Consider the following 15,026-nt stretch of genomic DNA (forward strand, 5'->3'; position numbering starts at 1 on the left):
CTCCCCCGGGGCCTCCCCCGCCGAGGCGTGGCAGAAGCCCGCTGGGCTCACCCGCAAGGGCTGGGCCGTCCTCGCCGGCATCGTCGTCCTCATCCAGTTCCCGCTCATCCACTACGCGCTCTTCCGGGGCCAGGCGGACATCACCGCCACCGTCCCCTACGCGCAGTCCTTCAACGACCCGGCCATCGTCGCCCGCGACTTCTTCTCCACGGGCGCCTTCTGGCGCGTGACGAACGGGGAGCTGCTGGGCCCCGCGCCCAAGAACAACCCGCTGTGGCTCCAGGCCGTGCTGCCGGACGACGTGGCGGTGGAGTTCGACGTGCGCCCGGAGTACCCGGACGGCGACATCCGCGTGGAGCTGTTCGGCAACGGACGCGACCCGGCCTCCGGCTACGTGCTGGTGCAGGGCGGGTGGAACAACAGCCTGTCCGTCATCGCCCGGCGTGACATCAACGCGCCCTCGCTGGACGCGCTCCAGCGCCGCGCGGCCCGCGTCGCGGAGAAGGGCGGCGGCCAGGGCGCGGACCTCGTCGCCACCGGCGTCTTCAAGAAGGACACCGCCATGCGCGTGGAGTCCCGCGTGGGCGCCCCCGTGCAGTCCGGCCGCGTGTACCACTGGCGCATCGAACGCAGGGGCAACGTCCTCAAGTGGGCCATCGACGGCACGCTCGTGGCGGAGCTGGACGACCCGTTCCCCTTCAAGGGTAAGGGCCACGACCGGCTGGGCCTGTCCGGCTGGGAGTCGCAGTTGTTCTTCGACAACCTGCGCATCGGCACGCCGGACTCCATGCCCGCCACCGCCATGAAGCAGGAGCCCGTCCTGCCCGCGGGCCCGTCCGAGGACGACTTCAACCGCGCCACCATTGGCGACGCGTGGAACGTGACGAACCCCGCCGCCGTGAAGATTGAAGACGGCGCGCTGGTGGTGCAGGGCGTGGGCAACCGCCCCATGTGGCTCAAGAAGCCCCTGCCGCAGAACGCCTCCATCGAATTCGACGCCTGGGCCGACAGCGCCGAGGGCGACATGAAGGTGGAGGCCTGGGGCGACGGCCGCTCCTTCTACGCGGGCGACCCGCGCCTGCAGTACACCGCCACCGGCTACGTCTTCATCTTCGGCGGCTGGCGCAACACCCAGTCCATCATCGCCCGCCAGCACGAGCACACCAACGACCGCGCCGTGCGCGACGGCGCCGTGGTCACCCCCGGGCAGCGCTACCACTTCCGCATCACCCGGCGGGATGGGCTCCTGTCGTGGGAGGTGGACGGCAAGCCCTTCCTGTCCCTCCAGGACGCCTCTCCCCTCAACGGCCCGCGCAACCAGTACTTCGGTTTCTCGGGCTGGCAGACGCGCGTCCACTTCGACAACCTCAAGATCCAGCCGCTTTAGTCTTCCCCCGGCGGCGAAGGAAACACCCGTGCGCAGAGTCGGAATCTTCGGCTGGGGCGTGGTTGCCCCGCGTTCCCCCAACATCGAGGCGTTCGCGAAGAACCTCGAGTCCTCCGAGACCTGGCTGACCCCCTTCAACGGCTTCGGTCCGGACAACTTCCTTGTCGGCAACCCCACCTTCAACCTGGCCGACTACAAGCCGTGGATCGACGCGCGCTTCCCCGGCAGCCGCTTCTCCCAGCTCGAGCGGAAGATGGGGCAGCCCACGCAGTACGCCATCGGCGCCTTCATCCAGTCGCTGTCGCAGAACCCCGGCATCGAGAAGGAGCTCCAGGACCTGGGCGCGCGCGCGCACGTCTACGTGGGCACCGGCCTGGGCGATTTGCCCACCATCCAGAACATCTCCCTGGACCTCTACCGCGCCCAGCGCCGGTGGGACCGCTTCTGGGCCAGCCCCGAACACAACAGCGCCGTGCGCGCGTGGCGCGAGACGCGCGAGCCCCTGCCCGGCATGCCCCCGGAGCCCTCCACCATCGAGGAGGTGGAGCGCGACAAGGCGGAGGACGACTGGTGGCACTTCTGGGCCGGCCGCTCGCCGGAGCTGCGCGAGTACCTGGAGGAGCTGCGCGAGATTGAAGCCATGGGCGTGCCCGACGAGGGCGACGTGGAGTCCGCCAAGCTCGCCGTCATCAAGGAGAAGCGCACCCGCAACGCGCGCCTCCAGAAGAAGTGGAGCTCGCCGGAGCCGCCCTGGAACGCGGTGTCCTCCAACGTGCTGTGGAACATCCACAACACGCCCGCCTCGCAGGTCTCCATGCTGGGGCAAATCACGGGCATGACGTTCGCGCCCGTGGCCGCGTGCTCGTCGTTCGGCTACGGCCTGAAGCTGGCGATGAACTCCATCCGCCTGGGCGAGGCCAAGGCGGTGGTGCTGGGCATGACGGACGCGGCGCCCAACCCCCTGGTGGTGGGCGGCTTCTACAACGCGCGCGTCATCTCCGCGGACGCCGCCGTGTCCAAGCCCCTCACCGCGCTGCGCGGCACGCACATCGCCGGAGGCGCGGTGGTGTGGGTGGTGGGCGACTACGAGCACTTCACCCAGAAGGGCTTCAAGGCGCTGGGCCTGGAGCCCGTCGCGGTGGGCGTCACCGCGGACGCCGACCACATCATCACCCCGTCCAAGGAAGGCCCCACGCTGGCCATCCGCGAGGCGCTCGCCTCCGCCGGCTGCGAGCCCAAGGACGTGGGCAGCTGGGACCTGCACGCCACCGCCACCCCGGGCGACTTCCTGGAGGTGCAGAACCTGCGCGACGTGCTGCCCGACTCGGTGCTCATCACCGCGCGCAAGGGCACCTTCGGCCACGGCATGTCCGCGGGCGGCGGCTGGGAGCTCACGGCGCAGTACCTGGGCGCCGAACAGGGCAAGGTCTACCCCACGCCCCTGGCGGCCCCGGAGCTCAACAAGCAGATCGCCAAGGTGCACAAGCACTTCGTGTTCGACCACGAGGAGCCGGCGCCCGAGGGGTGCTCGGGCAAGCTGTCCATGGGCGTGGGCGGCATCAACGCCTGCATCATCTCCCGGCCCTGGAAGTAGCGGCCGGGCGGTGTCGCGAGAAGCCCAGGGGCTCTTTTCAGCCCTTGGGCACCGCCACCATGTCGAAGTCCGGGATGCGCTCGCGCATGAACTCGCGCATCCGGTTGATGAGGGCCGCTTCAATCTGCCGGGCCCGCTCGCGGCTGACGCCGTACTTGTCTCCGATGTCCTGGAGCGTGAGCGGTTCATCCGCGGTGAGGCGGTTCTCGAAGATGTAGCGCTCCTTGCCCTCCAGCGTCTGGGAGAAGGCGTTCAGGTTCTCCCGGAAGAGGGCCTTGAGCTGTTCGCTTCCCAGGCGCTCGTCGGCGGGCACCGCGTTGGACGGCAGGTAGCGGTCCGCGCGCGTGGCGCCGGAGTCCCCGTCGTTGCCCAGCGGCGCGTCGATGGACAGCTCGTCGTGCCCCAGCCGCTGGTCCATCTCCACGACGTCCTGCTCGGTGACGTTGAGGCGCTCGGCCAACAGGCGTGGGCTGGCCTCGAAGCCCTGGGAGATGAGCTTCTCCTGCTCCTGGCGCAGCTTGAAGAAGAGCTTTCGCTGGGCCTCGGTGGTCCCCAGCTTCACCATCTTCCAGTTGTCCATGATGTAGCGGAGGATGTACGCGCGGATCCACCAGGCGGCGTAGCTGCTGAGCTTCACGCCCCGGTCCGGGTCGTACTTCTTCACCGCCTGCATCAGCCCGATGTTGCCCTCCTGCACCAGGTCCAGCAGCGACAACGGGTTGCGGTGGTATTCGTGCGCCAGCTTCACCACCAACCTCAGGTTGGAGGCCACCAGCCGGTAGGCCGCCCGCACGTCCCCCGTGGCCTGGTAGTCCTTGGCCAACTGATGCTCCTCCTCGCGGGTGAGCAGCGGGTGGCGCGTCACCTCGGCCATGTAGGCCTGGAGCGGATCCCTGTTGGTGAGGGCGGACGCGCTCTCCGCGCGCACCAGGGCCGCCTTCGCCGGCGCCCGGGGGGCGACCCGGGGCACGGGTTCCTCGATTTCCGCTTCTGTTTCGTTCAGTTCCGACAGCTCCGGCTCCAGGGAGTCCGGATCCAGCGCTTCGCCCTGCTCGGCGTCCGCCCCGGCTTCCTCCAGGGCGGCGTCCGGGCGGACAGGGGCCGCGGCCCGCTTCGCGCGGGCCTTGGGGGCCGGATTATTGGTTCTCTTCCTCCCATTCGCCATGCGCGCTCCATACCCCAAAGTGCCGCGATTGTTGCCAGAGGGTAATGCAGGGGCTATGCCCATGCCTGATGAGCGACATCCAAGAGCCCACGCCGGGAGTCCCGGCGCCTGACGAAGCCCCGACGCGTCCCGGCGAGTACATCGCGGACATCGGCTTCGACGACATGAACCTCTCCGAGCCCCTCCGCCGCGCGCTGGCGGAGCGCGGCTACACCCACCCCACCCCCGTCCAGGCCAAGGCCTTCGGTCCCGCGATGGCGGGCAAGGACCTCATCGTCCGCAGCAAGACGGGAACGGGCAAGACGGCCGCATTCGGCCTGCCCCTGCTGGAGAAGATTCCCGCGGACGAGAAGCGCGTGCGCGCCCTCATCCTCTGCCCCACGCGCGAGTTGGCGCTGCAGGTGGCGGAGGAGCTCACCACGCTCGCCAAGTACAAGGGCGTGAAGGTGGCGGCCATCTACGGCGGCGCCTCCATGAAGCAGCAGGAGGACGCGCTGGAAGAGGGCACGCCCATCATCGTGGGCACCCCCGGCCGCGTCTTCGACCACATCAACCGCGGCAACCTGAAGCTGGATGCGTGCGACCACGCCATCCTCGATGAAGCCGACGAGATGCTGAACCAGGGCTTCTACGAGGAGGTGACGCGGATCCTCGACCGTCTTCCGAAGACGCGCCAGGTGCTGCTCTTCAGCGCCACCGTCCCCACGGACATCCAGAACCTCATCGCGCGCTACACGACGAACGCGGAGACGCTGCTGCTGTCCGGCGACGTCTTCACGGTGGAGCACATCCACCACATCCGCTACGACGTGTCGGATCAGTTCCCCAAGCCGCGCAACCTCATCTACATCCTGGAGAAGGAAGAGCCCTCCAACGCCATCATCTTCTGCAACACGCGGGATGACACGGCGCTGGTGACGGCGGTGCTCAACCGCAACGGCTTCGACGCGGAACTGCTCAACGGAGACCTGCCGCAGAAGGAGCGCGAGCGGGTGATGGGCAAGGTGAAGCGCGGCGAGGTGGCCTTCATGGTCGCCACGGACATCGCGGCGCGCGGCATCGACATCTCCGGGCTCGAGTACGTCATCAACTACTCGCTGCCGGAAGACCCGGCCGTGTACCTGCACCGCGTGGGCCGCACCGGCCGCATCGGCAACAAGGGCACCGCCATCAACCTCTTCTCCGGGCGCGAGCTGGCGACGTTCTCCGTGCTGGAGAAGAAGTTCGGCATCAAGTTCGAGATGCGCGAGATGCCGGCCCCGGAAGAGGCCATGCACCTGTGGACCGAGCGCCACGTGCGCGAAATCCGCGAGGCGACGGGCAACAGCATCTTCGAGGGCTTCCTGCCCCTGGCGTCGCAGCTCAAGACGCGCAGCGACGCGGACGACCTCATCGCGTTCCTCATCAAGTACTTCTTCAGCCACCTGCGCATGGAGAAGGCGCAGGCCGCCGGCGAGACGGAGAAGCGCGAGCCGGTGGAGCAGCGCAAGCCCCTGGAGCGCCGGGGCAAGGACCGCGAGCGCGAGCGTGAGCGTCCCCCCCGCCGCGAAGACCGGGGCGAGCGCACGGAGCGTCCCGCCCCGCGCGCGGAGTCCGCGGAGCGTGAGCGCCGTCCGCGCCGCGACGAGCCCCGCCGCGAGGACCGGGGTGAGCGCAGCCGTGGCGCACCGACGTCGTCCGCCGCGCTGGAGCCGGGCCCGGGCGAGGTGAAGCTCTGGGTGAACCTGGGAACCGCCGACGGCCTGGGGCCGGGCAGCATCGCCACGGCGATGGAGGACGCGGGCGCCCCGGTGGGCAAGATGGTGCGCGCGGAATTGCGCCCCACGTTCGCGTACGTCTTCGTCGCGGAGGCCGACTCGACGGGCTTCGAGGCCCTCAACGGCAAGCAGCACGGCAGCAAGACGCTGCGCGTGGAGAAGAGCAAGCCGCGCAGCGAGCGCGACGTCACCAGCACCCGCCCTCCCCCGTCTCCGGATGCGGGCCCCGGCGAGGTGAAGCTCTGGGTGAACCTGGGCATGGACGACGGCATGGACGAGGCGAAGCTGCCCGCCACGCTGGAGTCGATGGGTGCTCCGGGCGGCAAGGTCATCCGCGCCCTCACCCGCCCCACCTACGGCTACGTCTACGTGCCGGAGGAGGACGCCCCGGGCTTCGAGGCCCTCAATGGCAAGACGCACGCCGACAAGGCGCTGAAGCTGGAGCGGCACCGTCCGCGCGGCCAGCGTGAGGAGCGCCGTCCCCGCCACGAGTCCCTGCCGGACCTTCCCGGTCAGGCGCGCCTCTGGGTGGGCCTGGGCCGTCAGGAAGGCCTGGACGAGGCGGGCGTCACCGCCGCGCTGGAGGCCGCGGGCGCTCCGGCGGGCAAGGTGCTGCGCACCGACCTGCGCCCCACGTACGCGTACGTCTTCGTCGCGGAAGAGGATGTGGCGGGCTTCGAGGCCACCCACGGCAAGCCGCACGGCGAGAACAAGACGCTGAAGGTCGAGCGCGCGAAGCGCAAGTAGTCCCCTTCGTCGGTGCCTTCCCTTGCGACGCGCCTTTCGAAGCGGAAGGCGCGTGGTTTCAGGAAGGCACCTTCCTCCTGCGGGCCCGGTGGTAGTGCACGGTGCACAGCCCCCGGGCCAGCACGGGCCGGCCGCAGTCCGGTTCGGTGCAGGAGGCAGCAACGTGCCCCTGGGACGGGGGGCATGCGGCGTCAGGCCCGCCGCTGAACATCGCGTCCGCCACGGCCAGGAGCCGGTCCACGTCTCCCCGGCCCAGTCCCCGCACCCGAACCCACTCCACCAGCCGATGAGCCCCCGCGTCCTCCGCGTCCTCCAACCGGAACAGCTCCCAGAGCGGCAGCTCCAGGGCGGCCGCGACCTGGAGGAGCGTGTCGTAGCTGGGGTTGCGCTCGCCGCGCTCCAAGAGCGACACGAAGCTCACGGAGATGGCGCAGCGTTCGGCGAACTCCTCCTGCGTGAGGCCGCGCCGCTCGCGCAGCGTGCGAATGCGCCGCGCCAGTCCCTGGAGCGAGCCGCTTGCGTCGCTTGGGGGCGGAGAGCCGGAGCGCATGGACGCACCCATCGTAGCGCACCCCTTCTGTTATGGTTTTCCGACCAGGAGCCAGCCCCCACATGAACGCCGTCGACGGCACCAACTACTACTTCCGCAAGGCCGCGCGGGTGATGGACGTGGGCACGCCCATCGAAACGCTCCTGGCCACGCCCCTGCGCGAGGTGAAGGTGCAGGTGTCCATCGAGATGGACTCCGGTGAGATCCGCACGTTCCTGGGCTACCGCATCCAGCACGACAACAGCCGCGGCCCCATGAAGGGCGGCCTGCGCTACCACCCCGCCCTGGACCAGGACGAGTGCGTGTCGCTCGCGTCGCTGATGACGTGGAAGACCGCCGTGGTGAACGTGCCCTACGGCGGCGCCAAGGGCGGCGTGGCGTGCGACCCGTCGCAGATGAGCCTCAAGGAAGTGGAGCGGCTCACGCGCAAGTTCGTGGATCAGATCCAAGACGTCATCGGGCCCACGCGCGACATCCCCGCGCCCGACGTCAACACCAACCCCCAGGTGATGGCGTGGGTGATGGACCAGTACTCGCGCTACCACGGGCACTCGCCCGCGGTGGTGACGGGCAAGCCCCTGGAGCTGTACGGCTCCAAGGGCCGCGAGGCCGCCACCGGGCGGGGCCTCTTGTACGTGTGCCGTGAAATCCTGCGCGACCTGGGCCTGCCGGTGAAGGGAACGCGCTTCGCCATCCAGGGCTTCGGCAACGTGGGCAGCCACATCGCGCAGCTCATCTGGGGCGACGGCGGCGTCGTGGTGGCCGCCTCCGACGTGCTGGGCGGCATGTACAACCCGCTGGGCCTGGACGTGCCGTCGCTCTTCGAGCACGTCAAGCGCACCGGCACCGTCACCGGCTTCAGCGGTGGCACGCCGTGCAGCAACGAGGACGTGCTCGCGGCGGACTGCGAGGTCCTCATCCCCGCCGCCCTGGGCCACGTGCTCACCCGCGACAACGCCAACAGCGTGAGAGCCCGCCTGGTGGTGGAGGGCGCCAACGGCCCCACCCAGCCGGAGGCGGACGACCTGTTGGAGAAGCGCGGCATCTTCGTGGTGCCGGACATCCTCGCCAGCGCGGGCGGCGTCACGGTCAGCTACCTGGAGTGGGTGCAGAACCTCCAGCACGTCTCCTGGGAAGAGGACCGCGTCAACGCGGAGCTGGAGAAGACGATGAAGGAGGCCTACGACCGGGTGGCGCAGATTGCCCGCTCCCGGAAGGTCTCCATGCGGACGGCCGCCTACATCCTGGCCATTGGCCGGGTGGGCAAGGCCACGGTGCTGCGCGGCATCTGACGCGGGCTTCCCGGCTGCGGAGATTGCTTCGGGCGCCAACATCCTTCCCGCGCCCACTGCCGCATCGCGTCCAGGCAGGCGTCGGGCCCCGCGTCGCTTCCGTGCGGGGCCGGCATCCGCTACACGGCCGGGCATGATGGTCACCCTGCAGGACATCCAGGCGGCCCGCGAACGGCTGCGCTCGGCGCTGCGCCCCACGCCGTGCCCCGCGTCGGACTACTTCACCGAGAAGACGGACTGCGCGGTGGTGTACTTCAAGCTGGAGAACCTCCAGCGGACCGGCGCCTTCAAGGAGCGAGGCGCGCTCAACAAGCTGCTCACGCTCACGCCGGAGGAGAGGCAGCGCGGCGTCATCGCGGCCTCCGCCGGCAACCACGCGCAGGGCGTGGCGTACCACGCGCGGCGGCTGGGCATCCGCGCCACCATCGTGATGCCGGAGCGCACGCCGCTCATCAAGGTGACGCGCACGCGGGATGACTACGGCGCGCGCGTGGTGCTCAAGGGCGCCAACTTCGACGAGGCCTACGCGGAGGCGCTGCGCATCCAGCAGGCCGAGGACCTGGTCTTCGTCCACCCGTTCAACGACCTGCACGTCATCGCGGGCCAGGGCACGTTGGGCCTGGAGCTGTTGGAGCAGTGCCCCGACCTGGAGCTGGTGCTGGTGCCGGTGGGCGGCGGCGGACTCATCTCCGGCGTGGCCGTCGCCCTCAAGGAGACCAACCCGCGCATCCAGGTGGTGGGCGTGCAGGCCGCCACCATCGCCAGCATGAAGGCGTCGCTGGACGCGGGGGTCCGCACGGAGCTCACGGCCGCGGGCACCACCATCGCGGACGGCATCGCGGTGAAGATCCCGGGCGACATCACCTTCGAGCACGTGCGCAGGTACGTGGACGCGGTGGTGACAGTGGACGAAGAGGAGATCGCCGCCGCCATCCTGCTGATGCTGGAGCAGGAGAAGACGGTGGCCGAGGGCGCGGGCGCCGCGGGGCTGGCCGCGCTGCTCAGCGGGAAGGTGCCGCAGGCGAAGGGCAAGCGCGTCGCCATCATCGTGGGCGGTGGCAACATCGACATGAACGTCATCAGCCGCATCATCGAGCGGGGCCTCGTGAAGGCGGGCCGTCTGGTGCAGTTGGAGGTCCGGCTGCCGGACCGGCCGGGCATGCTGGCGCGGCTCACCACGCAGATTGCCCAGATGCGCGCCAACGTCGTGGACCTGCACCACGACCGCGCCTTCTCCAAGGCGGGCCTGGGCGAGGCCACGGTGGAGGTGATGCTGGAGACCACCGGACACGCCCACATCCAGGAGCTGATGGCGTCCCTGGAGGCCCAGGGCTGGCAGGTCGCCCGGACGTAGTCCAGGGGAGCAGGGGGCTTGCACGCCCGAGCGCGGCTTCGGCGATACTGGGGATTCCATGAACACGCCCCTCATCGCCCTGTTGCTGCTCGCCGCCGCCCCTCCGCCGCAGAAGGCCAAGGAGCTGGCCGCCCAGAAGCAGTGGGAGGAGCTGTACCTGGCTTACGCGGCGGCCTCCCCTTCCGACTATGAGGAAGCGCAGCGGCCGGGCGTCGCGGGACCCCTGCTCAAGGGGTGCGAGGCCCTGCTCGCGGAGGACGCGGTGATGGCGTACTCGCTGGGCGAGCGCGCCGTGGCCTTCCAGCAGACGGCCGGGGCCCTGCGGTGCCTGGCGAAGTCCGCGCTGAAGACGGATCAGCGTGCATCCGCGGAAGAGGCGCTGCGAAAAGGCCTGGAGCACTTCCCCAAGGACGGCGCGTTCGGGCTGGAGCTGGGACGACTGCTGCTCCAGGACGAGGACACGACGGCGGCCATCGCCACGCTGGAGAAGGTCCCCGCGAAGGCGAAGGAGTCGAAGGAGGCGCGCAAGTTGATCCAGAACGCGCGCGCGAAGATGGCGGAGGCCGGGGCGGCACGGGGCGAGGTGGAGCGCCTGGAGCGGCGGTTGAACGGCGAGGAGGACACACGCAACGCGAAGGGCACGCAGGGGGACGGAGAGGTGCGCACGGCGAGCCTCAGCTACGAGTCCGGCGTGACCAAGGATGGCATGCGCGTGCGCGCCAACCGGCGCTTCTCCATCCGCTACTTCAACAACGACCGCGACTTCGGACAGCGCGCCGAGTACGAGGGACAGGTCGCCGCCGCGCTGGAAGATGCGTATGAGTTCACGCTGCGGACGCTGGGCCGGGCGCGCGAGCGACAACTGGAAGTGGTGCTCTACTCGCGTGACGAGTTCCGCTCGCACATGGGGGCCGTCGTCGCGGCGCAGATCGCCGGGCTGTACCTCAACGACGCCATCCGGATGAACGATTCGGCGCAGATGACGCCGCAGAACAGGGCCACGCTGGTGCACGAGTATGTGCACGCGGCGTTGGATGAGATCTGCCCTCAAGGCGGGAGGGCCCTGCCCCGCTGGCTCAACGAAGGCCTGGCCGAGTACCTGGAGTGGCGCTTCCAGAAGCTGGATGGCCCTTCGCGTGCCCTCCGGGACAAGATGCGCTCGGATGCGAAGCTGGGTCTGCTGCCGACGATGGCGGAGATGAACTCGAAGGCGCTCGTCAACCAGAGAAACGTCGCCGTGGCCTACGCCACCTCCGCCATGGCCGTGCAGGAGCTGATTCGGCAGGGCGGGATGGAGAAGCTCCTGGGCTTCATCCAGTCGGTGAACGGGGCCGCCACTTTCGAGTCCGCCCTCCAGGCCGCCTACGACAAGGACTTCGCCGGCTTGGACAAGGCGGTGCATACCGCCCTCTCGGGGAGGTAGCGGCCGGTCGGGCGTGGCGGATTGGTTTACCCCCTGGCGGGAGTCCCCTACACTCGCGACCCTCCAAGATTTTCGCTGCGGCGGTCCCTGTTGGACGCTGGCGCAGCAAGGTGACGGATGTCCGATACGCGCGCCGCGATGAGAGAATTCCGCTTCCTGGATGAGAAGCGGAAGCTGGGAAGCCTGTCCGCCGTCGAGGAAGCTCGCTGGGTCGAGTTGCGCGGCCTGTTGGGCATCCAGGACGCGGCGGACACCGCGGCGGCGGCCCAGGCCTGGGCCCAGCCCCAGGAACAGGTCCAGGAGCAGCCCCAGGGCTACTACGGCGAGGACGGCCAGTGGTACGCCTACCCCGCCGGCTACGAGCAGCCCCAGGGCTACTACGGCGAGGACGGCCAGTGGTACGCCTACCCCGCCGGCTACGAGCAGCCCCAGGGCTACTACGGCGAGGACGGCCAGTGGTACGCCTACCCCGCCGGCTACGACCCCAACGCGGCCTATGATCCGAACGCGGCGGCGTGGCCCCAGCAGGGCTACGACGCGAACGCGGCGGGCGCCTACGCGGCCCCTGCCGGCACCGACGCTGGCGGGGCGTATGATCCGAACGCGGGCGATGCGCAGGCGTGGGCGGCCTATTCGGGGAGCGAGGCGCAGGCCGGCCATGCGCCGCAGGCTCCGGTGGATCAGGACAACCTGAACCTCAGCACCGACGACATCGACATCCCGTCGCTGAGCGAACCCGCGCCGTGGATGCCCCAGCCGGTGGCGGAAGCGGCACCCGCGCCGGTGGAAGCGGAGACGTGGGAGACGAGCGCCGAGGAGGACTTCTCCGGCCTGTCGACGTCGACCCCTCCCCCGGTGGCGGCCGCCGAGCCCGAGGCGTCGCTGGAGGACTCGTTCGCCGAGCTGTCGATGGAGGTCGAGACGGAGGCCCAGGCCCCGGCGTCTTCCGGCCTGGATCCGATGGCGGAGGCCCTGGCCTCCGCCGAGCACGCGGCCTCCGAGGAAGCGGCGCTGCTGGACGCCGAACCCGAGTCCGAAGCGGTGATGGCCGAGGACCTGGCCCCCGCGCCCGTGGACGCCGCGTGGGATGCGGCACCGCTCGCGGTGGAGTCCGACGAGGCCCGCGACGCGGCGGTCGACACGACGCCGCTCGCGGTGGACACGTCGGCCCCGGCCGAGGGTGGAGGGTCGGATTGGGATTGGAGTGACGTCTCGACGACCCAGGCCCAGGCCCCGGCGGAGGGCGCCGTGCTGGAGGCGTCCGCCGAGGAGCTCGCGACCGACGCGGGGGGATCCGAGACGGCCTGGCCGACGGAGTCCGACTCCGGAGCGACGGATCCCGATGGGGACATCGTGCTCGGCTCCGGCGACCTCGCGGAGGCGTGGACGGACAGCGCCGCGGCTTCGGAAGCGCCCGCCGAGGAGATCGCCCTGGAGGCGGGGGACGCGAGCGGGACGTGGCAGCCGGAGGCCGCTGGCGCGGATGCATGGCAGGCGGACGGCGCGGCTTCCACGGAAGCGCCCGCCGAGGAGATCGCGCTCAGCCCGGACGATGTTTCAACCAACTGGCAGTCCGACGGTGCAACGCCGATGGAGGCGTCCGCGGAGGAGATCGCGCTCGACCCGAGCGAGGTCTCGGAAGAAGGCGCGGCCTGGACGGACGATGCGACGTCGGACGAAGGCGAGGCCATCGCGCTGACGGACTCCGACGCCCTGACGTCCTCACAGGCGGCGGAGACGCCGACGTTCGACGCGGCCGACCTGGGCGCCGAGGAGACGCTCACCCCTCCCCCATCACCGTTCACGGAAAATCCGGGTTCATCCCTGGGGATCCGCAGCATTCCGGTCGGACCGGACGTGGAAGCCGAGACGCTCGAACTCGGCGCGGAGGATGTCGAACCGTCGGCGCTGTCGGCGGCGCGTGACAGCCTGGCCTCGGCGCAGTGGAGCGAGCTGAACGGCAATCCCGACGAGGCCGTGCCGCTGGCCACCGCGAGCGAATCCCTCGAGGAGGCCCAGTCCACCGAGGCCTCGGCGTGGGGAGGCCAGGACGCGCAGTCGGAGTGGTCCGCCGACGGCTCTCCGTCCGACGCGACCGCCACCGTCGGGTTGCAGGAGGAGTCCGCGCCCATCGAGTTGCAGCCCGAGTGGGCTTCCGATGCCGTGGAGTCCCCCGCCGAGACGCCCGCCTGGGCGCAGGCCACCGAGGAGTCCTCGCCCATCGAGTTGCAGCCGGAGTGGGCCGCTACCGCTGGCGAAGAGAACGCGACCGGCACCCAGGACGCGTGGGCCACCCCTGAGCCGGAGGGCACGGGGTCGGAGTGGGCCGCCTCGTCCGAGCCGTCCGCCGAAGCCGGGACGGCCGCCGGGTGGAATGCCACGGCGGATGCATCCGCGCCCATCGAGTTGCAGCCGGAGTGGGCAGCGGCCGACGCGGAGACCGGATCCGAGGCCACCGCGGAGGCCGTGCCTGGAGAGGCGCAGCCGGAGTGGAGCACCGGAGAAGCGTCCGCGACCGAAGCGACCGCTGCCGAGTGGGAAACCCCGGTGGAAGAGGCCGCGTGGGCGGCGTCCTCCGCGCCACTGGCCACCGACAACGTCCAGGCGGCGGGGAGTGAGGCCTCCGGGGAAGCGCCGCTGATTGAAGCGCAGGCGGACTGGGCCACGTCGGAAACGGCCCCTGAGGCTGCGGCGGAAGAGTGGTCGGATCCGTCCGCGGTGGCGGCTCCCATCGAGGCCCAGCCGGAGTGGGCCACGCCGGAAGAAGCCGCGCCCATCGAGGCTCAGCCAGAGTGGGCCACGGCCGAAGAGTCCGCCCCTGCCGCCGCGCAGTCGGAGTGGTCATCCACCGAAGAGGCCGCGCCCGTCGCCGCGCAGCCCGAATGGACCTCTTCCGAGGAAGCCCCCATCGAGGCTCAGCCTGAGTGGGCCACGGCCGAAGAAACCGCACCGGTCGCGCAGTCGGCTGAGTGGTCCGCCACCGAAGAGGCCGCGCCCCTCGAAGCCCAGCCTGAATGGGCCACCGCCGAAGAGGCCGCACCCGTCGCCGCGCAGCCGGAGTGGGCCACGGAAGAAGCCGCGCCCATCGAAGCCCAGCCCGAATGGGCCACCTCCGAAGGGTCCGCGCCCGTCGCCGCGCAGCCGGAGTGGGCCACGGAAGAGGCCGCGCCCATCGAAGCCCAGCCCGAATGGGCCACGGCCGAAGACACCGCGTCGGCCACCGCTCAGCCTGAATGGGCTGCTTCGGAAGAAGCCGCGCCCGTCGCTGCACAGCCCGAGTGGGCCTCGGAAGAAGCCCCGCTCGAAGCCCAGCCCGAGTGGACCACCGCTGAAGAAGCCGCGCCCGTCGCGCAGTCGGCTGCGTGGTCCGCCACCGCAGAAGCCGCGCCCCTCGAAGCCCAGCCTGAATGGGCTACGGCCGAAGAGTCCGCACCGGTCGCCGCGCAGTCGGAGTGGGCCACGGAAGAAGCCGCGCCCATCGAAGCTCAGCCGGAGTGGGCCACGGAAGAAGCTGCCCCAGTCGCTGCCCAGACGGAGTGGGCCGCTACGGAAGAAGCCGCGCCCATCGAGGCCCAGCCTGAGTGGGCCACGGAAGACGCTGCCCCGGTCGCCGCGCAGCCTGAGTGGGCCACGGAAGAAGCCGCGCCCATCGAGGCCCAGCCTGAGTGGGCCACGGAAGAGGCTGCCCCTGTCACCGCGCAGCCCGAGTGGGCCACGGAAGAAGCCGCGCCCATCGAGGCCCAGCCGGAATGGGCCA

Annotated in this window: 8 protein-coding genes and 1 pseudogene; 7 read left to right on the top strand and 2 right to left on the bottom strand. The window is 70.4% G+C overall.

What is annotated here, in order from left to right:
* Together D7V88_RS29300 and D7V88_RS29305 are read left to right on the top strand one after the other, a co-directional pair.
* A partial coding sequence (locus D7V88_RS29300) for a DUF6250 domain-containing protein (protein WP_120543918.1) occupies window positions 1-1,387 on the top strand: 1,387 nt, incomplete at its 5' end.
* A 28-nt stretch (window positions 1,388-1,415) separates the two neighbouring features.
* Entirely contained in the window at window positions 1,416-2,981 is a 1,566-nt protein-coding gene (locus tag D7V88_RS29305; protein ID WP_120543919.1) for a beta-ketoacyl synthase N-terminal-like domain-containing protein, read from the top strand.
* 37 nt (window positions 2,982-3,018) lie between these two features.
* Here the strand turns inward: D7V88_RS29305 and D7V88_RS29310 are convergent, their stop codons facing one another.
* Window positions 3,019-4,146 carry a sigma-70 family RNA polymerase sigma factor gene (locus D7V88_RS29310; protein WP_120543920.1) on the bottom strand — a complete coding sequence of 376 codons (1,128 nt, stop codon included), beginning with the start codon at window positions 4,144-4,146 and terminating at the stop codon, window positions 3,019-3,021.
* Between the two features lie 68 nt (window positions 4,147-4,214).
* Between D7V88_RS29310 and D7V88_RS29315 the strand changes: the two genes are divergently transcribed.
* Window positions 4,215-6,650, top strand: coding sequence for a DEAD/DEAH box helicase (locus tag D7V88_RS29315; protein ID WP_120543921.1), 2,436 nt, complete (start codon window positions 4,215-4,217; stop codon window positions 6,648-6,650).
* A 58-nt stretch (window positions 6,651-6,708) separates the two neighbouring features.
* On the opposite strand, the gene D7V88_RS29320 is transcribed toward D7V88_RS29315, so the two are convergent.
* Window positions 6,709-7,212: a helix-turn-helix domain-containing protein gene (locus tag D7V88_RS29320; RefSeq protein ID WP_244238465.1), complete on the bottom strand. Its 504-nt coding sequence runs from the start codon at window positions 7,210-7,212 to the stop codon at window positions 6,709-6,711.
* A gap of 50 nt (window positions 7,213-7,262) precedes the next feature.
* Between D7V88_RS29320 and D7V88_RS29325 the strand changes: the two genes are divergently transcribed.
* The 4 genes and pseudogenes from D7V88_RS29325 to D7V88_RS29340 all read left to right on the top strand — a co-directional run.
* Window positions 7,263-8,492 (top strand): Glu/Leu/Phe/Val family dehydrogenase, encoded by a 1,230-nt coding sequence (locus tag D7V88_RS29325; protein WP_120543922.1) that lies wholly within the window; start codon window positions 7,263-7,265, stop codon window positions 8,490-8,492.
* Window positions 8,493-8,628: 136 nt separating this feature from the next.
* Window positions 8,629-9,846, top strand: coding sequence for a threonine ammonia-lyase (locus D7V88_RS29330; RefSeq protein ID WP_120543925.1), 1,218 nt, complete (start codon window positions 8,629-8,631; stop codon window positions 9,844-9,846).
* A 58-nt stretch (window positions 9,847-9,904) separates the two neighbouring features.
* Complete coding sequence (locus tag D7V88_RS29335; RefSeq protein ID WP_120543923.1) at window positions 9,905-11,269, top strand: peptidase MA family metallohydrolase; 1,365 nt, start codon at window positions 9,905-9,907, stop codon at window positions 11,267-11,269.
* 117 nt (window positions 11,270-11,386) lie between these two features.
* Window positions 11,387-15,026: pseudogene (locus D7V88_RS29340) on the top strand (hypothetical protein); the annotation flags it as partial.

It is taken from the genome of Corallococcus terminator (assembly GCF_003611635.1).
Lineage (GTDB): Bacteria > Myxococcota > Myxococcia > Myxococcales > Myxococcaceae > Corallococcus > Corallococcus terminator.

Excerpts from the sequence above, each read along its gene's own strand:
- D7V88_RS29335 (WP_120543923.1), top strand. The coding sequence starts at position 9,905 with ATGAACACGCCCCTCATCGCCCTGTTGCTGCTCGCCGCCGCCCCTCCG.
- D7V88_RS29325 (WP_120543922.1), top strand. The coding sequence starts at position 7,263 with ATGAACGCCGTCGACGGCACCAACTACTACTTCCGCAAGGCCGCGCGG.
- D7V88_RS29315 (WP_120543921.1), top strand. The coding sequence starts at position 4,215 with ATGAGCGACATCCAAGAGCCCACGCCGGGAGTCCCGGCGCCTGACGAA.
- D7V88_RS29330 (WP_120543925.1), top strand. The coding sequence starts at position 8,629 with ATGGTCACCCTGCAGGACATCCAGGCGGCCCGCGAACGGCTGCGCTCG.
- D7V88_RS29310 (WP_120543920.1), bottom strand. The coding sequence starts at position 4,146 with ATGGCGAATGGGAGGAAGAGAACCAATAATCCGGCCCCCAAGGCCCGC.
- D7V88_RS29320 (WP_244238465.1), bottom strand. The coding sequence starts at position 7,212 with ATGGGTGCGTCCATGCGCTCCGGCTCTCCGCCCCCAAGCGACGCAAGC.